The sequence below is a fragment of the Pseudoalteromonas lipolytica genome, assembly GCF_003515105.1.
GTDB lineage: Bacteria > Pseudomonadota > Gammaproteobacteria > Enterobacterales > Alteromonadaceae > Pseudoalteromonas > Pseudoalteromonas lipolytica.
Map to the genome: position 1 here is coordinate 1,787,457 of NZ_CP032090.1, position 22,426 is coordinate 1,809,882.

Sequence of the window (22,426 nt, forward strand, 5' to 3'; positions counted from 1 at the left end):
AAATTTATGATCCTTTTTGTAAACTCACTGACAGTGATTGATTTTTCTTACTTGTGTAATAAACGCGGCGCAGTTGGCGAGAGCTGGATTGTTGATTTAACCCTGCATGGCCAACTTAATGATGAGTCTATGGTGCTTGATTTTGGTTTAGTTAAAAAACAAATCAAAGGCATTATTGATGAATGTATTGATCACAAACTTGCCGTGCCTGCGAAACTAAACGGTTCACTTACTCAACACGATGAGCATAGCGTATTAGATTGTCATTTTGGTGACAACCATCACTTAGCGATGAGCGCACCAAACCAAGCCTTTTGTTTAATTGATGCTGACGTGATTGATGAGCACTCAGTGACCGCGTTTTTAATTAAAACGATAATGCCGCAATTGCCTAGCAACATCGAAAAAATTGAAATTAATTTATACCCTGAGCGCAGCCAAAGTTTTTACTACCACTACAGCCATGGTCTTAAAAAGCATGATGGCAATTGTCAGCGCATTATTCATGGTCACCGTTCGCAAATTGGTATTAGCCTTGATGGCATGGCTATGCCGCGTTTGCAAAAAGAGTGGGCCGATAAATGGGAAGATATTTATTTAGCGACAGCTGAAGACGAAGTCAGCAAAGCAGATCTAAAACATGTTACAGCAGAAGATAACGATGTGTGCTTTGCGTATACATCGCAGCAAGGCTACTTTGAAATGGCCATTGCTGAATCGCGTTGCGACATTTTACCGTGCGATACCACGGTTGAATGCATAGCTGACTATCTTAGCGCGCAAGTTAAAAACGAATACCCAGAGTCTGAGGTGAAAATCACCGCGTACGAAGGGGTCGGCAAAGGATCAATTAGCTATGCGTAAAGGATTACTGCTAACCGCGTTGGCAAGTTTGTTGTCTATACATGTAAATGCGGTTGAACTAAAAGGACATTTAACCCAAGGCGGTTTAGTCACAGGCCAACTTGAAAATGTTAAAAGTGTGAGTTTTAACGGTGAAAACTTAAAATTGTCGCCTCAAGGTGAATTTGTATTTGGTTTTGGCCGTGACGCAGACACACAGCACACATTAACGTGGGTTGATAATGACGGTGTCGCGCATGAGCAAGCCATTGTTATTACAAAGCGCGAATACAAAATTGACAAAATTACAGGCGTGGCAAAAAAGTATGTTTCGCCGCCCAAAGAGGTATCAGAGCGAATTTCTCGTGAAGCGGTTGCTGTACGAAAAGCGCGAGAAGTTAATTCTGACCTCCGTTATTTTTTAGATCCGGTTTATAAGCCAGCACAAGGCCGTATTTCTGGTGTGTATGGCAGCCAGCGTTACTTTAACGGTGAGCCACGTAGACCACACTTTGGTTTAGACATCGCAAATAAAACTGGCAGCCCTGTGTATGCGCCTGTCAGTGGTACCGTTGTTTTTGCTGAGCCTGATTTATATTACTCTGGTGGCACGTTGATTCTTGACCATGGCCATGGTGTGACTTCGACTTATATTCATTTAAGCAAATTAGATGTAAAAGTAGGGGATACCACTACCCGAGGCGATAAAATCGCTGAGATAGGTGCAACGGGCCGAGTAACAGGACCCCATTTAGACTGGCGTTTTAATTGGAAAAATGAACGCCTTGACCCTGCGCTAATGATGCAAGACACATTAGCTAATGAAAAGTAGAGACTATGACACAACAAATCGATCGTGACGCTATTATTGCCCAGCGTATTGCTGACTCAACAACGTCGGTAACAAAAACAGTATTTCCTGGCCGCACTAACCATCACAACACCTTATTTGGTGGTGATGCGTTAGCATGGATGGATGAAGTTGCTTTTATTGCTGCAACTCGTTTTTGTCGTAAACCTTTAGTAACGATTTCGTCTGACCGTGTTGACTTTAAAGAAGCGATTCCTGCCGGTACGTTTGCAGAACTTATCTCTAAAGTAGTCTATGTTGGTAATACCAGCCTAAAAGTAGACGTAGAGATATTTTTAGAGAGAATGCATAAAGACGATAAGCATCTTGCTATCTCGGGTAGCTTTACGTTTGTAGCGGTTGATGATAACCACAGACCAACACCGGTTGTGTGTGATAAAATGATCTACGGTTTCGACAGCTAACACACTCAAAGATAGCTAAAATAAATAAGTACCTGCGGGTACTTATTTAATTAACCAGAAAGAACACATCATACTATATATTTTAATATGTATTACTCAGCACTTATGAATCCTTTACCTTAAATTAAACAGGGGATAGCTGAAGATGTAATTTAAGAGTAAAGCAAAAAAGTGTTTAAAATTGGCCGTAACAAGGTAATAAAAAGCCCCACATATGCAGGGCTAACGTCTTTTTAACTGGCTGAATAACTTTTGAGGATGCAGTACAGTGTTTTAATTTAAAGTACCATTGCTGCTATCCAACCCGATATCAGTAGCGGAATATTAAAGTGAATAAATGTGGGTACCACTGAATCCCAAATATGATCATGTTGGCCGTCGGCGTTCAATCCAGAGGTTGGTCCTAAGGTAGAATCAGAAGCAGGGGAGCCCGCATCACCTAATGCCCCAGCAGTACCAACAAGTGCAGCCGTTGCCATAACAGAAAAGTTAAGCTCTAAGCACAGTGGTACAAAAAGGGTCGCTATAATTGGCACCGTAGAAAAAGAACTACCAATGCCCATGGTTATCAATAGGCCAACTAATAAAATGAGTGCAGCGGCAAGCGGTTTGTTTCCTTCTATCATACCAGCAGCAGAGCTTACTAATGAGGTAACGTCGCCAGTTGCTTTCATAACGGAAGCAAAGCCTTGTGCCGAAATCATAATAAAGCCAATCATTGCCATCATGGCTACACCTTTACTAAAAACGTCGCTATTCTGCTCCCACTTAACAATACCAAACAGACTAAATATCATAACTCCAACAAGGCCACCTAGAATCATAGAGCCACTCACATTTTGAGCAAGCAACGAGCAAAGTACGGCAGCAATACCAACAGCCAATACCTTTTTTGGTTGTTCGATAACAACGTCTTGCTGTTTTTCTGTTAGGGCGTGAGCCTCATAATGACGTCGCTTTTTGTAGCTAACAAATACCGCGATAATTAACCCAACTAACATGCCAAGCGCAGGAATTATCATAGCGATAGGGACTTGTGTATTCACAAGTTCTAAACCGTTTTCAGTGAGGTTTTTATGTAAAATTGAATATAAATAGATTCCACCAAACCCATACGGAAGAACCATATAAGAGGTTGCAAGACCAAAAGTTAAAATACAGGCAATGGCACGTCTATCTAATCGCAGCGTGTTAAATACAATAAGTAACGGGGGAATTAATATAGGAATAAACGCGATGTGTACCGGGACTAAGTTCTGCGACGAAATTGCACACAATAATATGATGCTTAAAATTAAGTAGCTTAGGGTTGTTTCGCCTTTGTGGCTGTTATCATTCACTTGCTTGAGCAATTTGGCTGCTAAAATGCGTGTTAACCCTGACTTAGAAATAGCCACAGCAAATGCACCTAGCATTGCGTAACTTAGTGCTATTTCAGCGCCGCCCGATAACCCTTCGTTAAATGCATTAAGCGTATCTGACAAGCCAAGCCCAGCCGTTAAACCGGCAACAATGGCACTTAGTGTCATCGCGACAATGACATTAATACGGCAAAGTGTCAGTACCAGCATTAATATAACGCCAACAATTACTGCATTCATATTGTTCTCTATTTTGCTGTTTTGAGAGAGTTTAACAGAACTCGAGCAGTGGTTTTACGTTTTTGAGTAAATGCGAGCTGTTGATAGCGCACTTCGATGATTATCTGTTCAAATTTAGCCAATACGCTGGATAAATGGGGCTTTTGTTTTTTTATATTTGCAATATTTTGCAAAGGAGTAAGAGTGACATCGGTTTTAATACCCCGTTTATTCGCCCAACGGTAAAGCTGTTCTATTTCGTTAATAAGTGGCTCATTAGAGAGAGGCGTGCGCTTTGAATAGAAAAAGTAACCTAGAAAAACAAAGGCCAGCGTAGCCAAAACTACAAGTGGTGTTATCCAGTTCGCTTTATTTCCAAATAATGATTTTAAAAAGTTTTGTTGTGATTGCTGATCAAAAGTCAGCACCCAATTTGTCCATTTATAATCTAATTCTTCAAGGTGATTTCTAAGCCAATTTATTGCTTTAAAGTGACTCCAGCGTTTTAGGCCAAATCCTAAATTTTCATTAAAGCTTTCATTTAATTCGCTTAATTGTGATAACGAGCCATTTAACCGCTCTGGTGCAACAACCGCGGTTGCATCAAACACATGCCACGCATTATTAAAATGTACTTCTACCCAGGCATGGGCATCATATTGATAAACGTTTAATGTTGAACCTTGCTTTTGTTCGCCGCCTAAGTAACCAGAAACTACACGCGCAGGAATTTTGGCAACCCTGAACATAAAGGCTGCTGTACTTGCGTAATGTCCGCAAAAGCCACGTTTATTATCAAATACAAACTGGTCAATTGTATTCTCGCCAGTCATTGCTGTTGGTGTGAGTGTGTAGCTAAATGCTTGTTCATTAAAATAGCGCAATAAAGCATTAAAATAGGCTTCTTCGTTGGTATTTTTTTCAGCGAGAGATAATGACAGTGTGCGCGTTTTAGGGTTTACGTTGCCAGGAAGTCGCGTATACAGTCTTTTTTCAAAGTCAGACAGAACAACATTATTTAATGAGCCGCTTTTAACGGTGTATTTTATGTTCTTATTTAAATTGCCTTTGCGTTTTAGCAAACCATTATAGGTGGAGACTACAGCCGTATTATCACTTGTTGCATACCCCAAACCATATAACCAATTAGCCGATGAAGGCTCTGCAATAACTTGATATTGAACGTAGTTTTGAGGGGCAACTGGCTTGCGAGTAAGGTTAAACTGTTGAGATTTTAAAATGTCCGATATTAACCATTCGTTACCATTAAACTCATCATGAATAAGGCTTCGCCAATAATAGGGGGGGGGCAGAGCTGTATTATTAGGCTCTTCAACTCTAAAAACTAGCTCGTCTGATTCTGCCAATTTGGCAATAGAAAACGGGTTTACCTGTTCAGACAAACCAGTTTTAGCAAGCTTTGGTCCCGGTAATTGCCAAAAAGCAGGAAGTCTTGGTAAAAATAAAATTAGAAATGCAGCAATAGGCAAAGCGAACAAAATGGTCTTAACACTCTGTTTATTAGCTGTTTTAAAGCTATTAGGGCTGTCTAAATAGCCAAGGACTGCAAAATTAACGATATATAAGCTGCTTACCAGCAATGTTTCGAGTAAACCTTGATGAAAGAGATACAGGGTCGATAAGTTAAAAAACACGAGTAAACACACGGTTTGATATTGCTTGGTTGTTCGCGCTTGCAATAGTTTAAATGTACTTGCAAGTAGCATCATTGAAACAAATAACTTAACTGTGTCAGACACACCGACAACAACAAATAAAGCGATTAGACAGGCCGCAGCTAAAATATTAGCCACCTTACCATTGAGTTTTTTATAGAACTTTCCAATTAATAAATTAAAGCAGCTTAAAGAAATTAAAATGGCGAGAAAAAGAGCAGGGACTTCAGTAAACAAAAATCCACTCATAATGATGAATATGAATGAAAGTGCCGAATTTATTAAGCCTGCATTATGCATCTTCAGCATATTTAAAACTCCGCCAGCGCTTGAAGGCACGATTTTTGATGTTTTAAACCGCAACCCGAAGCAACCTCACTATTTGGCAACGTTAAAGAAAATGTAACGTGCTGTTCAGTGAGCTTATTGACTAAATAACATAGTTGACTGAGCCTAGTTTCAGTATTGCCGTTTAAGTTATTAAAGTTAAGTGCCATTTTGGCAGACGAATGACTCGTAAACTCCTTGCTGAGTAACTGCTGAGTTTTTGCGTAGTGTTTCCAAGATACTTTATTAAGTGCTGTACCGGGGATAAAAGGAGACAGTTGGTGAAAATCATCCGATCCCGGCTTTTGTTGGCTTTCATGCTCTTCGCTATCGCCTAATTCCAGTGTGTCAAAAACTAAACTAGGGTCATCGATTGGCTCTGGGTATATATAAATTGCATCACTGGGCTCAATATAACTCCATACCGACACAAGCCCAAAAGGAAAAGAGCTATAAATTTGGACTTTTTCGAAGCAATAACGCCCACGTTTGTCTAAGTTTAACGAAATATGCGTATTTACTACTTCGTTATTACCGACATCAATGAGCTGTGATTTTGTATTTTTATATCCAAGCGCAACACCTTGACACGCGCTCTTAGCTTTTATAGAAAAATGAGCGCTTGGTTGATTGGGTGCATAGCATGGCATTACGTGATTAAACTTTACACTGAGACCACGTAGATTTTTATAACCCGTTAAAATGGCGAACACTAATAAAACAACCATGAGGTACGCCATCGCTAAAATAAGGTTGTTTTGATAATTAATACCCATCACAAAATTTAACAGTGCCACAAATAAAAATTTAGCTCCTAAGCGCGATGGCAAAACGTAAATTGTATTATGACGCAGTGTAATCTCGTTTGTTTTATGCTTATTTTTTAATAACTTATTTATAAAAAAGTGCGTAAAACGAGTTGCAAAAGTAGGGCGCTTAAGCATCTTTTACAAGCTAACAGGAACATGTTTTAGTGCATAAGCACTGTCATCTTTATTCAACCCAAGACGATGATCGGTCACACTTGCAAACACCGCTTGAACGTCTTCAGGTAAAACAAAATTACGTCCTTCAATGTAGGCCCATGCTTTAGCTGCACGAGAAAGCGCAATAGATGCTCTTGGCGATAAAGGATTAACAAAGTGCTTGTCTTGGCGAGTAAATGCAACTAACTCTAAAATATAATCAACAACGGCATTGCTGAGTGTGACCTGAGTAATTTCTGTTTGAATAATAGAGAGTTGCTTAGTTGTTATACGCACGGGTAAATCGTCGTAGTTACGATTATTTAAACCCAAAATTAAGTTTTTTTCAGCCTGTTTATCAGGAAACCCTAAACTAATTCGCATAAAAAAGCGGTCTAACTGTGACTCAGGTAAAGGATATGTACCAGACTGATTTACTGGGTTTTGTGTAGCAATCACAAAAAAAGGCGATGGCAGGGCGTGTTTAACAGAATCGACCGTGACTTGCTTTTCTTCCATTGCTTCTAACAGAGCGCTTTGTGTTTTAGGACCCGCGCGATTTATTTCATCTGCAAGCACAACTTGGCTAAAAACAGGCCCTTGATGAAATGAAAAAGTGTGTTCTTTGGCATCAAATATATTTGTTCCTAATATATCTGACGGAAGTAAGTCACTGGTAAATTGAATGCGTTGATACGATAAACCTAAAACCGCCGCAAGTGCATGCGATAAAGTTGTTTTACCCATACCTGGTAAGTCTTCAATTAACAAATGACCTTGGCTGAATAAACAGGCTAATGCCAACTTAATTTGTTGTTGTTTACCAAATATTACTGTCGATAGGTCATCTATAACGCGTTCAATAGTCGAATTCATAAACTTCTTAATTTGTTATGGTTTACATCAATTCTAGACGTTTCATAACAGTATCGACTTTTTTTGCGTTAAATGGTTTAGCAATAAAACCTTTAGCGCCAAGTTCCCACGTGTTTTGTACATTTTCGAGACTGTTGTGGCCAGAGCACATAACGACATGTGTGTGTGGGTAGTTGTCGTTTAAGTATTCTAAAATCTCTGTGCCGTCTGTGTTGGGGAGCTCTATATCGAGAAAGATGACGTTAGGCGATTTTTCTTCAATAACTGTTTTAGCTGATTCAAAATCTCGGCTTTCTAAAATATCTTCAAAGCCAAGGCCTGTTAATATCTGATTGAGATAGTCTCTGATATCTTGCATATCATCAATTATCAAAATGGGTTCTAACGGTTTCACAAATTCCATATTGTTTACATCTTATCGTTACATCTTAGTTTGATAGTTTTAATATATGCCATGCAATACCTAAGCTCAAGAAACAGTCGATAATTAAATGGATTATATAGCAAAACAACCACCTAATGTCCGATACCGTCTAGTATTGGACTTAGCGTCACTAAAGGCAGCACTCAGATAGATAAAAACCATTACTTCCTATAATTTATATTATGTTAAATCGGCTATTTCCCGTCATATTGTCTGTAAGGGGTTGTTCATTTCTAGAATTATGGAGGTATGGAGATTTTCGCCCTCGTGTTTTGGAAACGCCCGTAAATACTGACCTTTACCAATCCCAAGCCGAAAATTCATGATTTTTGAATTACGCTTGTTTTTAGACTCTAACCGTTCAAACTGACTCATTACCCGATCATTCCTGCTCATTTTACGTTTAGAATTAGATCATTTCTGATCGTTTAACTTTTCTTTAAACGCACTTTAAACGCACTTTAAACGCCATTTAAACGCTCTTTAAATTTTCTCAGCGAGTAATCTTTAAATCTTTTCTGCTGCTACAACTGTATTAAAGTTTGGTCCCAGTTCGATTGTGATCATAAAGCCCTGGTACGTCATTCTAATTTTGTTATCTATATAAGTGTATGCATTTGGTTTTTGTATTGCGCTCATTAACTGGTGTACTTGTTCAACTGACAGTTGGCCGGTTAAGAGCTTTTCAATTAGCGAGTTGCTAATCGTGACAGCGCTACTATATATAGGTGCATTTTTTCGTGACAGCTCGTTTAAGAAAAATGCAGGCAAGTGCCCTAACGTAAATTCTTGGCCATCGGCCACTGGCTTTTTAAGTGCTAACTGAGCTGCTTTTAAGTTTACCTGCTTTTTATAATACTGCTGCGACTTCAAAACAGCTTCATTAAATTGCGGTACCGCTAATTGCTGCAGCTCTTTCGATAACTTTACCACTGACTTACCAGCAGCAATGTCTGCACCTAACCATGCTTTACCAGGATTATAGTCCCAACCTAGATCTATGCCAGGTAACTTATTAAGTTCTTCACCCGTTGATGCATCAACGACTTTAAATGATTCCAAGAACTTATTAACCGACTCTGGTTTTGTGATTGATAAGCCCATACGTGCAATATCACGTTTATTAAGCGATACCACATTACAACGGCAGTTATAACCATTTGGCGGATAATGTGTATCCCAAAACGGATGGTCTACAGGCAGTAAAATATAGTTCCATTTATTGTGATCAGGCCTAACTCGGCTATCACCAGCAGTGAGATAAAGTAAATAAGGTCTACGTTCTTTTAATCGGTTTTGTTGTTCCCAGCGCCCTGCTGCTCGTGCTGTGTTTTTGTTGTTCTGGTAAATTACTTGGGTTCGCCAGCCACGCTTACCTTTATAAGACCAGCCGTGATCATCAACGATTTTATCAAAGCGTTTTCTAAAGTCCGATATGGTCTCGCCATCACTTATTGCTTTATCTACAGCTTTATATAGCTCGTTAAGGATCTCGATTTCTGTTGCACCTGCAACGGTGAAAGCTTTGGCGTGAATTAAGCCCTGTAAGTCTTTATATGACTCACTTGTTAGCTTAATTTTGTCTTGAAAGTGTGAAATGGCTTCCTTGAATTTAACAAGGTCGCCATATTGTGGAGCTGATAGAGCCATTTTAGTGCTCTTTTAATGACTGTTGAATGTCTTGAATCTCATTTCGACGCGAGTTATCACGGCTATTACCAAAGAAAAAATTCAATATTGACGCGATAACAGTGCCTAAAACAAAGCCTAAAATAGTATCTGCAAAGCGTGTAGAGCTCTCAGGAATAGGCATAAATGTAATAAAACCTATATAAAGAGCCGTCGTAATTGACCAAAACCACGCATAATAATAGATGAATCGTTTAGAAAACTTATCATCTTGGTTAAGTGCTTGGATCTGCATATTGCGCGCACTCTGCGTGTTTTTGTAAGCAAGTTCGTCTAGCTCTTTCTCTCGATTGAGCAATGTCGTTCTTAGTTCATGCGCGTATTTTTCAGACTGCTTAATACGGTTTAACGCTTCTTCTGGTGAACCTGACCCCGTTAAGGTTTGGGCCATATCAACGACTTTTGAAGCAACTGCTTCGCCATTGGTACCCCCTATCCAGTTACCTATTTTTTTATCTAGGCCAGTTAGTTTTGCAAGGCCAAGTGCAATTGTAATTGGTTCCATAAGCGCCCCGCTACAGCTTTGCTATATCAAGTGAAATCGCATGCTCCATACCGTTCTCATCCGTATTGTAAAAACGGATAAAGCGGCACGAGTCAATAACACCTACAGATTCAGCAATGATGTTCATCGCCTTTTGCCATTTACCGCTCTCATCGGTAATTTCAAGTTTGCGTAACGCTAGGATACGTTGCGGGTTTAATGATCCTTGCTTATCGGTATTAAACGTTTTACTGACAATGGCCCGTATGTTTTGATTGCCGCCTTCGGTCCATTCATCTAGGCATTCATCAATAAGATCTTTGGCAATTGTTAACTCAGGGCCAAGCTCGATACGCTCTTGAGTTTGTATATTTACACGTAATGAATTATCAAAAGAACGTAACTGCGTATTACCTTTTTTACCACCTAAATTAACACCATGCTCTTGCGCTAAAAGCTCTATAAAATCGTCAGCCTCAGCCATCAATAAGCGTTTGAAAGTGGCTAATTGTTCCTGCATTTCAAGTGCTTTTGCACAGGCTTTTTGTACAAACTCATCTTTGATCAAATCTGTTTGTTTAACGTTAGCAATAGCCACTAAGTTGCCTTTGCCGTCTTTTAAGTAACCGTCTGGAATGTTAGTCATTATCTATCTCCACAGTTTTAGAATTAGCCTCGTTCATACCCGCCATAAACTCATATTGCATCGCTTGCTCAGCAACCTGTGCTAACACAGACTCAGAGATAGTTGGGAATTGAGAGGTTATTTTTTGCTTAAGTTCGTCCAGGTCTTTTGATGCCTGGGCAAATTGCCAAATGGTTTTAATGCTGTCGTTTGTTGCATGATCGAATACATCAAATTCATCGCTAATTTCAGTGCTCGATGTATTTGACTTAGCAAACTCAGTGCTCTTAGCTGCAGAGGCTATGCCTTGGCCGTCGTCTGGCACTTCTAGAATTTCTTCACCTGGTTTAGGTTTTGGAATACCCAATTCTTTGTAAGCCCAGTCAGTGCCAACGGGCACAATGCGGGCAGATTCACGAACACGACTTACTGTGTCTGTATTGATTTCACGCTTATCTTTAAAGATGAATTGTGGTGGCTCGCCACCCTCAAAATTGACGGTGTGAAGGGTATTGATGATCTGATTACGATAAGAAGCAACAAGCGCCCTATCTGCACGTTGATTATCTCCGGCACGCTTTGCGTGTGTCTCACTTGCTGCACGTGCGCCGCCATTCTTTTGCTCTGTGGCTAGTGTTTGGCTGGTAAGCGCTTTGCTCATTTCGCCATTACAAAAATTAATTAAACGCTCAGGTATTGGCTCGCCAGATAACTTACTTTCAAGAACTTCGATACTCGTATCGTCTGGTATTGCAGCAATACCGTCTTGTACTAATTTAGCAAGCCCATTTAATAGGCTATCTATGTCTTTATCTTTTGAGCCAATTGGGTATTTTCCAACAGGAAACGGCACACCAAAGCGCTCACAAAATTGAACAAAGAACTTAAAGCCACCATGCTTAAACATCCACGGCCAAAAGCAGCTGCTTAGCAGCGCAATGCCATACGGGTTAGTGGCACTGGGCATATGCCGAACACACGACCAACGACGCGGGTCTACTTCTTCGCCTTGCGGGTTTTCTCTTGTTTTAACAAGTAGCTCATGATCGCTATTAAACGCAAAGCGGCTATTACGCCATGTTTCAACATATTCAGGCTGCCAAGTACCATCACGTTTAATGAATTTTCCTAAATGCGTCACACTAAAGCCATGTAAAATAGCACTGTAGTTGTGCCAATCCATATCGGCCCATTCTGTATGCATGCAGGGCTTACGTTTGAAAAATTGTTTTGTTAACTCGTAGCTTTTTAGGCTGGCAGCATCATCTCCACCTGGTACTAGCTCAGTATTAAAGCTAAATAAACCACTACGAAGCGAACGTAATTCCCCAATAATGTGCGCGTCTCTGGATATTTCTTCATATATAGCCGTGCTTTTACCCGCTTTGCGTAAAATTGGGTCAGGGTTTGGCAGTTCGGTGATCAACGAGGAAAAGCCAGGGTCCAATTGGTTTTGGTCAAACATACGAACAAGGGCACCGTAAGCCCGTGAATTAATACGTGGCTTAGACTTAAACATGATAGCCCCCTATTTGTTTGGTTACTTTGCGGCTTCGAACTCTAGGCATCCCGCCTGCACCAGTACTGGCTATCATCCATAAAATGGCTAAGGCACAACTCAAATCGTAGTGATGTGTTGTTTGTTTTTCTGGCCAGTTTTCTAGTTCATCTAGCAATAATCGGCAGCGTGAATGAAACGCTATTTGTGCAGGTGTGTTTGTCACATACGTTTCAAGTGATCCTATTCGCTCTTCAGCAGGAATAGTGGCTGTTACGCCACGTAATGGTAGAGCTATTCCCTGCTCTAGTCCTTTGGTAATAAACTGGCTTCGCATAAAGTCGAAAGCATTGTTGTTCTCAAAGCCCCAAACTAGGCAGTTATACTCTTTTTGTGCGCGAATTAAGTCGTTGAGTAACCGGCTGGTACCACGTACTTTGCGGCTTTCATATTCAACATGTAGCTTTTGTAAGTCTTTTGAATAAAAGCCAACGAGTATGGCACTGGGATCTGCTTTTTCTGTCTTACCCATACTTGGATCACATGCGCCGTATGGTATCCAATCGTGTAAGCGGTCAACCCAAAAATCAAACTGATAAAAAATAGCTTCTTCATCGCTTTTAGCAATACCTTGCATTTCACGGTTAAACTCGCGTTTATTCGCGGCCCACATACACATTAAATCGTAGAGTGTACGTACACTTGGCCAACTGGTTTTAGCGCCCTTAAGCATTTGGCGTTTGTTTTTGATCCAAAACTTAAACGAAGGCTTATCTTCAGTGGCAACAGCAATACCTTTAGCCGCTTCGCGTTTTTCAAAACGTTTATCATCGTGAACCATCAGGTCGCGACATTGCTCCCACAGATCCATACGTTCAGGCATTTGTTTAATCGCTTTAAAGCGGTGAACAATATGCCCTGGTGCTTCTTCTGCACGGCTTATTGGGTCATCATTATTAAGAACCGTATTCACACCCAAGAATTTAACGGTACCATCGGGTGGGCCTAAGTACTGCACGGCAGCTTCAAGGAATCGCCAGCGGTTCTCACGCTCTGTGGGTGATTTAGCTTCGGCATCGGTAATGATATCGTCAGAAAGTAACAGCTTAGGACGGCTTGCACCGTGGAACGTACCGCGAACAGACTGCTCTGCACCACGGCTTTCAAAGCGAACACCTTGCGCTGTTACAAACTCGCCTAATTTCCAAACAGGCGATTTTTCGCATACTTCAGGAAAGTCTAAGGCTAAGTTGTTATTGTTTAATAACTCCGTTTTAACGACTTCAAGAGTCTTTGTTGGCATTTTGGTTTCGGCACCAAACAAGATCACAAAGTCGATAAATAGTGGCGGCTTTTCTAGTCCTAGTTCTTGGCGTATTTCTGCATCTTGCAGCAGTGCCAGTACTGATACATAGACAGGCGCTATTTTTACACCAAGGGTACTTTTACCTTCACCACGCGGGGCAACAAACCAGTTTTTCCAGCCGTTTTTAAGCTTTAACGCTTCTGGTAGCCAGTTATTAAAGTACGCCTGAAACTCAGATGGTGTCTGGCCTTCATCAAGCCACATATGATGTGGAAAATAGGTATAAACAAAAAACTCAAAGTCACCGCTTAGTACACGTTTTCTGCGCTCTCTAATTGCTTCAGGGTTTGGATCAATATGGCGCTCTTTTGCTTCGATATCGCGGCGTAACGCACTGGTTACTTGCTCTATTTCAGCTAAAAATTCACGCGTGTTTAAATCGGCCATTAGTCGCTTAACTCCTTATCGAGTTGTGGACCAAATGCAGTAAGGATCTCGACTAATTGCGGTGCATAGTCAGGGTGATGTTTTGAAACAAACTTGGCCAAAATCTTGATGACTTCGGCTGCAACAGTGCGTTTTTCTAAGCGCTTATTGCCCCCTGATACCTTCATTACTTTGCTCATCATATCGGTAAGTGAGCTGAGAATTTTGGTACGTTGGTCTAGCGGTAGCGCTGCCCCTTGCTCTGATTTTAATAGCTCAAAGGTTTCGTTTACTTGAATGGTAAACTCTTCGATAAAGTCGGTTGTAAACTCACCTGCAGCACCTTCGCTTCGACGGCTTGCAGCCCGTGCCAAGTCCCAATCATCGCCTTGGTCTTTGGCTTCCATTTTCCAGCGCCGTGCTGTGCCATCAGCAACACTATGCTTCATGGCTGCAACGCTTAATGCCAAAAGTTCATTTACATAGCTGTGGCGTACAGCATTTTTCTTTTCTGCTGGGTGTGCCATTAGTTAAACATCCCACTTTTAACAGCGTAAGCAATTAAAGAAACAGCTAAACCAGCAGAGCCGCCCATTGCAGCCACTTTTACACGTTGGTTTGTGAGCTTTTCTTCTACTTTTGATAATCGTTCTGCATGGGTCTTAAGCGCATCTGCTTGGCGCTGCTCACTTTTTTCGATATCCAATTTTAAGCTATCAGTGATCTGCTTTTGACGGGCTTCACTCTTTTCTATGCTGTGGTGAATATCCGCCTTAATACTTCTAAGATCATCTAAAATGGCTGCTTGGCTTCCTTGAATTTCACCTATTGCTTGAAATAGCTGATTCTCTTGCTCTGGTGTCATATGGTGTCCTTACGGGTAAAAAACGTTAATGCCCGTCCACGTCGGTGTGCGAACGTCAAAGTGGAACCAATTAACATCGGCCTCAATAGCTGTGATGTAGGGAAATTCTTCAGGGTGAGCTAATACGTAATCACGTACTTGCTGAGCGGTGTAGTTTTCAAAACTACAATCAAAGGCTTTACCTAGTTTGTGTTGGCTACGCTTTGCGCCAATTTTGCAATTGATTGGGCGGTACCCACGAAAATGGTTTTGACCACCCCAGTACCAGTTATTCACTGTACAAGTGCCAAACTTATCACGCAGTTTTTGCAACATGCGTAAGGCTCTTTCATCAAAAAGATTGATAAGAAAAATGGGATCGTCTTTAAATAAATTAAAGGTTTCTTCAGGCACAAGTTCCTGAAAGATAAAGCTGGGAGCTGTTGGGACTTTAACTCTTATTTTGGCCGCCATATTGAGTCCTCTGGTTTGTTAAACGTTGTTTAGTTAGGACGTAACAGGCAGGCAAACGAGTATTCCGCGTTGGCTTATGGTTTGCTGGGTTTAATAGCTCTTTTACGCGTGTGCGTAGTGCTGGCAAATCTTTTAACGGGCAACGGCGTGATATAGCAATCTGCTCGTTTTTAGACTTGGCCGACACAATAAGCTGAGCTAATAACTCAATAAATGGCGCATGCACTGTTTTTGTCATGCGTTAAGTAAATCAATTTAGAGGGGGGCATTCCGCTGTAAAGTAGTTTTCAGGGTTGTGTTTTGCGGGTGTGTTATTAGGTTAAAATGAAAAAGCTTGCCATTACAATAGGGGCAAGCCAATTAATTGATTAAGACTTAAGAATATTAGGATTCGGGATCGCTTTAGCAAGAAAATCAGGCACATTATCAGCTGCATTGATTCCACCATCATGAACAGTTCCAAGTGCTTCAGGTGTAACATCATGAGTCGGCCATATTATGTTATGTCCAATAAATTTATCTAAATCTAGTTTATCAAGCTCTTGATATAAATAATCATCTTCATTATTGATTACTTTACCAGCAGCCCAATACCTGAAAGAACTCGCAATAATATCTGCAACTTGGATCTGAATATGGTCCATTGAATTTTCAAATCTAAATGACTTACCTTTGAGAGGTAGTTTGAATTTGCGACGGTCGTAACCGTATTCCTTTTCATCTTGTGTCCAATCCATAAATTGAGCAAATATTTCTTTTTGTTTCTCTAACGTGTGTGAATCATCATGAACAATGTGGAATCCTTTTGAGTATATCTCTCCCCACTGAGCACAATGAAGAAATACTGCTGGTATCGATGGATCTAAAGACGTTTTATCAATATTTTCAAGAGCATCATATACATATTTTTCAGTGTCTAAAATCAAATTGATATTACGTTGTAACTCAACTTCTTTAGTCGAATCCTTAACATCTTTTGCTGCTGAGTAAAAGTTATTAATTGAAACATCATCTTGAGTTCTAACCATTTCAACAAAAGATTTATACATAGACTGAACTGTTTCGGGATTAGAGAATGAGGGAAGGCAATAATAAAGCATATTTGATAAAGCGATATTTCTACCATTTATGTAAAGATCTTCTCCATTAATGTGCATCATATGTTCAATTAAGATATCTACAATTTTTGAAACAATCATAAAGTCTTTCAAAAAAAGACTAATTTTAACTTTTGATGGTTCAATCAAGTTACTACTCATCAAACTGATAATTGCATCTTTACCTGACTGTCTTCTTTGCAAATTTTTGAAATGTACTTCGTTCGGTGATTTTGATTTTATTAAATCTATTAATTTTTTAGCTTCAAAATCACTGAACACACAACTTGCTAAAGTAAAGACTGGCTGATTATCATCTATTAAGTTTGATCCTGTATTCCCAGACTCATCAAAGTATATAGTTGGGATAAATTCCTTTTTCTTAGAAATAGATGCACGAACTTTACTTTTATCTTTATTTCTTGCTCTAACTTTTGCTTCACGCTTGAGTTTACTATTTTGACCCATTTTTTGCATTTCCCTGTTTTGTAATTAGAGATTACAATTAGCAATTTGGTATTGAGATGTAAACTCTTAATATATATTTTTATAAGCCTCCCTATACTCTTCCATTAAACCCGTTACATCTAAACCCAATACCTTACGTTGGTTGATGTAACGGTTTAATAGCTTTAATCCATACTCGAATTGCCACTTCTTTGGCTTAGCGCCACCGCTAAGTTGTAAAGCTGTGAGCAACACAAAGTTATCGTCTTTCATAACAAGTTGAGCTGTGTCTCGTTCGCACGTTCTTCTTGGTACGTGCTGTAAATACTGCTTACTTGTTGGCGTGTAATTTTAAAACGCTTAACCAATTGCTGAATGCTGCAGGTTTTATTATCAAGCGCATAGCAAATCTCTTGGTTGCGAATTTGCTGCAGTACTTTGTGCAGCATTGGCATTTGGTAATGCTTGTTTTCATACTCATCAACTAAGGCTTGCACTAACTCAATACCAAAAATTTTAACGGCCTCATGGTTAGCTGTAGGCTTACGCGGTATATAAAACATTTGGCCCTGGTGTTCAGTTAGTAGCGCTATTGTTTTATCGACCCCTAAAATTTCAACAAGCTTGCGCAAGCCATAAGGTAATGCGCGTAAATCTAACTTTGGTTTGTTCATGACTGTTCATCCCATAAGTATTCAATGCCAAACTCTCGATCAATTGCGCGCTGCTGTTGATACGCTTCAAGGTCACGACGAATACGGCACTTACGTTTATCAGCTGGCTTCACAGGGCGCTTTTTATCAACTTCGCTATAAGGCTGTTTACGCGGATTAATAGTGAAGTTTTGATAGTCTTCGTGATTGGCCATTTAAGCCCCCTGCTTTGCTTTATGGCGTGCTAACCATTGTTTAAGTACTTCAATAATATGTGGCCATTGCTGGGCACTTTGATAAAGCTTTTTACCTTGCAAGTGGTTTTCACAAAACGACTCACAAGCACCTTTAGAATCAACGTTAACTGCACCGGCTCTGTGTAATTGCCCCCACAGGCTATAAATCATTTTTAGCTGTGGTGGTAATTGCCTTTTGCCTGCGTTTGGATTCATTGCGCGGTAACGGGCAAGCAGCTGCTGTTGCTCAAGCTTTGTTAAGCCAGTGCATGTGTTAGTGCGTTGGTTGCAAATGTAGGCAACATTTAGTTGATGAGTATCTTGATCGATACCCGCTGCCTTTTGCGCAATTTTGATTTGTTGTATTAAACTCATAACACTCTCTCTCACTTAAGGTTTTGTTTTGCAGACTTACCCAAACCACAAAAAGCAGCTAAATCACGCCATAACCCAACGAGATAGCTTAATAAACGCATTTTCTGACGATGACGTATTTCAGCTTTGTGCCATTTTAACCACCCTTCCAGGCGCAACGTTTCACGTTCTTCAAGCTTTTCAAGCTTGGCGATCCAAAAATTATACTCAGCTTGTTGAGCAGTTAAGCCTTCCTGCTCAAAAGACATTTTTAAACAGTAGTCCTGAGGCGCGTCTTCTTGGTCGATTGGCTCTATTGCAGATATACAATGAGTCAATTTCTCTTCTAACTGCCTTAATTGACTCAAATATATTGGAGGTGGAGCTAAGTGCTCCTGAACAAGTCGAGCAATTGTCTCAGGTGTTTCAACGCATACAACGCAAGTACACAGACGAGTGGCCTTTCGATGACTTTCAGTCACCTTTTTTGCAGAAGTAACAGTACTCATGCGCTTTCCTCCATGCTTTCAATTTCAAAGTGAGGTGAAGCCTCTAACGAAATAATCTTTATTCCCCAATCTTTCATGCCCTCGGTAAAGACCAATGGAAAATCACGATAAATGGTATTAAAACGGCGCGCTGTGTGTTCTGGCCCATTAATCTCGTGAACATGATGAATACTAAAAAGCTTGTCAGCAGCGAGCGTTGCAAAGGCTGCTTTGATGTTGCCATTGCAGTTATCGATTAACTCACCTTGTGGGTCTTTTTTAGCGAGCAAACCTAGCATTAGAGAGCTTGTAACTAATGAGCTAAACGCCAACTGTGCAGAGTAACGTGGTGTGTTTAATTTGATTGAAAATGCCATTGTGATATACCTTTTGTAACTAATTTAAAAATAATGAAATTACTGTGTCTTATTCACTTGTTCAGCTTTACCATCTGGTTGAGACCACCCGAAAAGGGCTAATAGACGGCCTACCCTCAAAGCAACGCCAAACGCTATACGAAATGCTACGCGGTATGTCGGAAGATGAATTTGAGTTACTTTCTCACCAACATCGTGAAGCTGCGCAAATACTGTGTAAGCAGAGTTTTGAGCAGATTTATCAGCTTTTGCCGCCTCACTCATTCGTGCCAATCGAGCCTCATGTCGTCGTCGAGCTGCTTGCCCAATTCGTCCCTTGGGAAATGGTTGGCGATGCGTTAATTCATTATCACTTCGCCATAGACCACTTGAGTCGAGCTGCTGCGTATTTGATGCCGTTTGATGATGTTTCTGAGTTGGCTGATCCAACGGCATTTTTGATTGATCGTGTTGCTTGTGCGTCATCCGCTTTCTCCCATATTTATTACGAACCTTATGACGAATGGCCCTACGACGAGCGCAACCCTTTTGAAGCGCCCCCAGAGCCAAATCGCGGCGGCCACTAAACTGCAGGTTTGTTAAGTACAGAGCTAAAAATGCCGTTAATAAGTAACTTATCGATTGCGACACCAGGCTTTTTGTTGGCATGATTTAAAACATGCGGTAATAGGTTTTCGACAAGCTCGCGAGCATTGCCTTCAACGCGTTTATGAAGCCACTGCCACCAACCTGCGTCCTCATTAGCAAGCTTTACAGTGCCCTCGGTTAACTCAACAAACAGTGTTTTGATATCTTCAACGGTTACTTGGCCAATGGGTTTAGGCCAAAAGCACACGCGGCTTGCAATGAGTTCGTAGCGTTCTTGCGTTTGTAGTTTGTCGACCAGTTGAATGTTGCCAACAAGGGTTACACCCACAATGGCTTGGTCGCTTATGGTACGAAGTGGGTCAAGTGCGTTAGGTTTGCACTTATCGGCTTCGTCTAAGATGATTAGGCGGTCTGTGTCACGCAGCGCCATAATAATTTTTTGCATATTCTTATAGGCACTGGGGCAACGAGATAAGCCCAAAGCCAAAATCAATTGATCAAGCACTTGCGCACTACTGGTTTGCTCACTGCCGGCAATTAAAATGGCTTCTTTGTTATTTCGGCAATACTCCGTAATCCCTTTTGTTTTACCTAAACCAGCTTGGCCAGCAAATACACTAAAGCGGCGACGTTGCCTTGCTTGGTCACACGCCATTGCAATAAGCTTTGAAGTGCTTGTAGGAATAAATGGCACATTGCCATACACAATGCTTACATGTTTACGTTCTTGGGCTACTTGTTGCTTTGACTGCTCGATTTCAGCGGGTGAAATAAGCCCCCAAATATCATGTAAATGCTTACTCGGATTTGCACCGTATTTCCCGTTTAGTAACTGGCTTATAGTGGCCGCACTTTTACCCATACTTTTAGCAATGCTTGCACTGGTGATGTTTTGATCGCGCATTTCGGGTGACTGTAAGCGCAAACAAATACGCGTACATAACTCACGGTCAGCCTTTGAATAAACCTTATTAAAACCATTACGCTTTTGAATTTCTTCAATGGTGGCGTTATCAAACAACTCCTGCCAAAGTGCATCAATGATCTTTTGTGGGTTAATGGTGCATGTGAATGCCAGGGCTTCTTTAATCGACTGCAGAGCAAAGCCACAAGTAGACTTTTCAGGTGTTAAACCAATCGTCGTCATTTCTTGGTTAATCAATTCAACGCATCGTGTTTGCTCGTCGGTATAAGTGAATGGTTGGTTATAGCTCATAGCTTTGTTCCTTGCGTGTAATGGGTTGTTCAAGTAGCTCGTCTAGGTCAATTTCGTGCTGTGGTTTTGTGGGTGTTACATCAAACTCAAACACGTTAACCTCAGTTTTATGGGCAATAGCGGGCGTTGCCGGTGCTGCTAACTCTTCAACGGCTTTAATATCGATAATGCGTGTATTCGTTTCTTGTGCTTCTACTTCACGACGCTTCGTGTCCAAGCGCTTTAAACGACCAATACGGCGTTTACTTTCTGCCTGTTCGATACGTGATGTAGGTACGGCATGCGACTTGGTTTTAAGGTTGGCAAACATTAAGAACTCGCCGTTTAACTTATAAAGCTTGGTGTAGCTGTCATCGTGTAAGTCGTATGCGGCTATAAGCTCTTGGCCATTGAACTGGTGCAAGTAATCGGCACTGTAGTCACGTTGGTGTAAACGGAATCGTCCACGACGAATATTGACCTTTTCACGTGGTAGCATGACAAAATCATCTTCAACAGGTGGCACACGTTCTATGCCTTCATCCCACACTTGTTGGCGCGTTTTACCCTTTATTTCGGGGTGCTCACTGTTGTGGTAGTCATTCAAAAACGCTTTAAATTCAGCTATCCATTCGTCTATTGTTGGTAAATTACGTTTACCCTGCTTAGCCTCTTTTAAGATAAGTTGCTTATGACGGTCATCGTGATCACGACCACAGTAAGTGCTAAAACGCTTACCAACGCGGTCCTCCATGTGTAAGAAAAAGCGCTCTATCCACTTAACTCGTGCATTACCAGGTATCGCAAAAATAACGTCGATTTCGAACTGAGCGTAAAAGCCGGTTGTATCGTCGTTCATTAGCTTATTTTTGTAGCCAGAGCCGTTATCTAGATAAAACATGGCGGGTACATTGTTGTGTACTTTGATAGCGCGGCTAATCGCAGAAAGGGTATCTAGCGTACTTTCGGCATAGCCAAGTTCCCAGCCAACAATGCAGCGGCTACCAACATCTTGAAACGCTGTAAGCTCTGCTCTGTATGGTTTGCCTGTTTTTGGGTGTGCTAAGTAAACATCAAGCGTATGGCCATCGCCGTTATATAAAACACCAGGCTTAATATTTTCTGTTGAGCGCAATAAATGATCTTTATGCTTTTCACGATACAATTTAGCGCCCATACGATAAGGGCTTTGTGGGCCAAGTTCGTGTGGTAAGCCATTTATAAAGCGGCGAACTTGATGATGCTCGGCTTTATAACCCTCTTTGTTTAACTGATCTGCCACTTGCGCAAAGCTAGGGCTATTTGGGCTGTGATAAAGCTCTAAGCAACGCGTTAACCAGCTGTATTGTGTTTGTGCTTTACCTTTATGATTTGGCAGCATGCCATTAATGCCATTTTCTTTGTAGGCATTACACCAGTTATAAATTGTTGCGCGACCAGGCAAACGCCCTAATGAATCAATGGCCGATGTAAGCGAGCTTATTGCGGTGTTACCGCGATATTCTGCGACCAGATTTGCAAATGCGTTAGGTAAGCCACCTTCTTGTGTTAATAAGTGGCGCACCAAAACGGCTTTACATTGGGCTTTTTTACGAGCGACTTCACTGGCGTTCTGCCACGTTAAATCGTTACCAATACTTGGTAGCTGGTTAAATTTTTGAACTGCAGGATGCATTAGT

26 protein-coding genes are annotated in these 22,426 nt (G+C 40.9%); 4 read left to right on the forward strand and 22 right to left on the reverse strand.

All coding sequences use genetic code 11. The features are described from left to right. Positions 1-6: 6 nt before the first annotated feature. From D0907_RS08120 to D0907_RS08130, 3 genes are read left to right on the forward strand one after another with little or no spacing between them, the layout of a single operon-like run. Positions 7-864 (forward strand): 6-carboxytetrahydropterin synthase, encoded by an 858-nt coding sequence (locus tag D0907_RS08120; RefSeq protein ID WP_118844266.1) that lies wholly within the window; start codon positions 7-9, stop codon positions 862-864. Then, positions 857-1,675 carry a M23 family metallopeptidase gene (locus tag D0907_RS08125; protein ID WP_118844267.1) on the forward strand — a complete coding sequence of 273 codons (819 nt, stop codon included), beginning with the start codon at positions 857-859 and terminating at the stop codon, positions 1,673-1,675. Before D0907_RS08120 ends, D0907_RS08125 begins: the two co-directional genes overlap by 8 nt. A 5-nt stretch (positions 1,676-1,680) precedes the next feature. After that, positions 1,681-2,118, forward strand: a complete 438-nt coding sequence (locus tag D0907_RS08130) for an acyl-CoA thioesterase (protein ID WP_036968399.1) — start codon at positions 1,681-1,683, stop codon at positions 2,116-2,118. A gap of 278 nt (positions 2,119-2,396) precedes the next feature. On the opposite strand, the gene D0907_RS08135 is transcribed toward D0907_RS08130, so the two are convergent. The 20 genes from D0907_RS08135 to D0907_RS08235 all read right to left on the reverse strand — a co-directional run bounded on the left by D0907_RS08135 (position 2,397) and on the right by D0907_RS08235 (position 18,964). Continuing rightward, on the reverse strand, positions 2,397-3,719 hold the full coding sequence (locus D0907_RS08135; RefSeq protein WP_074988212.1) for a Na+/H+ antiporter family protein: 1,323 nt from the start codon (positions 3,717-3,719) through the stop codon (positions 2,397-2,399). Between the two features lie 8 nt (positions 3,720-3,727). Beyond that, positions 3,728-5,683 (reverse strand): transglutaminase TgpA family protein, encoded by a 1,956-nt coding sequence (locus tag D0907_RS08140; RefSeq protein ID WP_118844268.1) that lies wholly within the window; start codon positions 5,681-5,683, stop codon positions 3,728-3,730. Between the two features lie 2 nt (positions 5,684-5,685). Beyond that, positions 5,686-6,498 (reverse strand): DUF58 domain-containing protein, encoded by an 813-nt coding sequence (locus D0907_RS08145; protein ID WP_162898036.1) that lies wholly within the window; start codon positions 6,496-6,498, stop codon positions 5,686-5,688. A gap of 150 nt (positions 6,499-6,648) precedes the next feature. Further along, complete coding sequence (locus D0907_RS08150) at positions 6,649-7,542, reverse strand: AAA family ATPase (protein WP_065979925.1); 894 nt, start codon at positions 7,540-7,542, stop codon at positions 6,649-6,651. 22 nt (positions 7,543-7,564) lie between these two features. Continuing rightward, entirely contained in the window at positions 7,565-7,945 is a 381-nt protein-coding gene (locus tag D0907_RS08155) for a response regulator (RefSeq protein WP_036968390.1), read from the reverse strand. A 528-nt stretch (positions 7,946-8,473) separates the two neighbouring features. After that, positions 8,474-9,616 carry a phage head morphogenesis protein gene (locus D0907_RS08160; RefSeq protein WP_118844270.1) on the reverse strand — a complete coding sequence of 381 codons (1,143 nt, stop codon included), beginning with the start codon at positions 9,614-9,616 and terminating at the stop codon, positions 8,474-8,476. A gap of 1 nt (position 9,617) precedes the next feature. After that, complete coding sequence (locus D0907_RS08165) at positions 9,618-10,160, reverse strand: hypothetical protein (protein WP_118844271.1); 543 nt, start codon at positions 10,158-10,160, stop codon at positions 9,618-9,620. Positions 10,161-10,170: 10 nt separating this feature from the next. Beyond that, the gene (locus D0907_RS08170) at positions 10,171-10,785 is read right to left on the reverse strand and encodes a DUF3164 family protein (RefSeq protein WP_118844272.1); all 615 of its coding nucleotides are present in this window, start codon (positions 10,783-10,785) and stop codon (positions 10,171-10,173) included. Beyond that, positions 10,778-12,283, reverse strand: a complete 1,506-nt coding sequence (locus D0907_RS08175; RefSeq protein ID WP_118844273.1) for a phage portal protein family protein — start codon at positions 12,281-12,283, stop codon at positions 10,778-10,780. The genes D0907_RS08170 and D0907_RS08175 overlap by 8 nt, the downstream gene beginning before the upstream one ends. Then, a complete protein-coding gene (locus D0907_RS08180) occupies positions 12,276-14,015 on the reverse strand; it encodes a hypothetical protein (protein ID WP_118844274.1) in 1,740 nt (579 codons plus the stop codon). The genes D0907_RS08175 and D0907_RS08180 overlap by 8 nt, the downstream gene beginning before the upstream one ends. Continuing rightward, positions 14,015-14,521, reverse strand: coding sequence for a DUF1804 family protein (locus tag D0907_RS08185; RefSeq protein ID WP_118844275.1), 507 nt, complete (start codon positions 14,519-14,521; stop codon positions 14,015-14,017). Before D0907_RS08185 ends, D0907_RS08180 begins: the two co-directional genes overlap by 1 nt. Further along, positions 14,521-14,859 (reverse strand): hypothetical protein, encoded by a 339-nt coding sequence (locus D0907_RS08190; protein ID WP_118844276.1) that lies wholly within the window; start codon positions 14,857-14,859, stop codon positions 14,521-14,523. The genes D0907_RS08185 and D0907_RS08190 overlap by 1 nt, the downstream gene beginning before the upstream one ends. A gap of 9 nt (positions 14,860-14,868) precedes the next feature. After that, positions 14,869-15,312 carry a hypothetical protein gene (locus tag D0907_RS08195; protein ID WP_118844277.1) on the reverse strand — a complete coding sequence of 148 codons (444 nt, stop codon included), beginning with the start codon at positions 15,310-15,312 and terminating at the stop codon, positions 14,869-14,871. A 368-nt stretch (positions 15,313-15,680) separates the two neighbouring features. Continuing rightward, a complete protein-coding gene (locus D0907_RS08205; protein ID WP_118844279.1) occupies positions 15,681-16,877 on the reverse strand; it encodes a DUF3800 domain-containing protein in 1,197 nt (398 codons plus the stop codon). A 66-nt stretch (positions 16,878-16,943) separates the two neighbouring features. Continuing rightward, positions 16,944-17,129 (reverse strand): hypothetical protein, encoded by a 186-nt coding sequence (locus D0907_RS08210; RefSeq protein WP_118844280.1) that lies wholly within the window; start codon positions 17,127-17,129, stop codon positions 16,944-16,946. Next, complete coding sequence (locus D0907_RS08215) at positions 17,126-17,530, reverse strand: Mor transcription activator family protein (RefSeq protein WP_118844281.1); 405 nt, start codon at positions 17,528-17,530, stop codon at positions 17,126-17,128. The genes D0907_RS08210 and D0907_RS08215 overlap by 4 nt, the downstream gene beginning before the upstream one ends. Continuing rightward, positions 17,527-17,724, reverse strand: a complete 198-nt coding sequence (locus D0907_RS08220; protein ID WP_118844282.1) for a hypothetical protein — start codon at positions 17,722-17,724, stop codon at positions 17,527-17,529. The genes D0907_RS08215 and D0907_RS08220 overlap by 4 nt, the downstream gene beginning before the upstream one ends. After that, the gene (locus D0907_RS08225; RefSeq protein ID WP_118844283.1) at positions 17,725-18,120 is read right to left on the reverse strand and encodes a phage protein GemA/Gp16 family protein; all 396 of its coding nucleotides are present in this window, start codon (positions 18,118-18,120) and stop codon (positions 17,725-17,727) included. Between the two features lie 11 nt (positions 18,121-18,131). Further along, entirely contained in the window at positions 18,132-18,608 is a 477-nt protein-coding gene (locus tag D0907_RS08230) for a hypothetical protein (protein ID WP_118844284.1), read from the reverse strand. Next, on the reverse strand, positions 18,605-18,964 hold the full coding sequence (locus tag D0907_RS08235; RefSeq protein ID WP_118844285.1) for a hypothetical protein: 360 nt from the start codon (positions 18,962-18,964) through the stop codon (positions 18,605-18,607). Before D0907_RS08235 ends, D0907_RS08230 begins: the two co-directional genes overlap by 4 nt. Positions 18,965-19,008: 44 nt before the next feature. Between D0907_RS08235 and D0907_RS08240 the strand changes: the two genes are divergently transcribed. After that, entirely contained in the window at positions 19,009-19,530 is a 522-nt protein-coding gene (locus D0907_RS08240; RefSeq protein WP_118844286.1) for a hypothetical protein, read from the forward strand. Here D0907_RS08240 and D0907_RS08245 read toward each other — a convergent pair. Both D0907_RS08245 and D0907_RS08250 read right to left on the reverse strand, forming a co-directional pair. Next, positions 19,527-20,768 (reverse strand): AAA family ATPase, encoded by a 1,242-nt coding sequence (locus D0907_RS08245; RefSeq protein WP_118844287.1) that lies wholly within the window; start codon positions 20,766-20,768, stop codon positions 19,527-19,529. The genes D0907_RS08240 and D0907_RS08245 overlap by 4 nt on opposite strands. Continuing rightward, on the reverse strand, positions 20,758-22,422 hold the full coding sequence (locus tag D0907_RS08250; RefSeq protein ID WP_118844288.1) for a Mu transposase C-terminal domain-containing protein: 1,665 nt from the start codon (positions 22,420-22,422) through the stop codon (positions 20,758-20,760). Before D0907_RS08250 ends, D0907_RS08245 begins: the two co-directional genes overlap by 11 nt. Between the last annotated feature and the right edge of the window lie 4 nt (positions 22,423-22,426).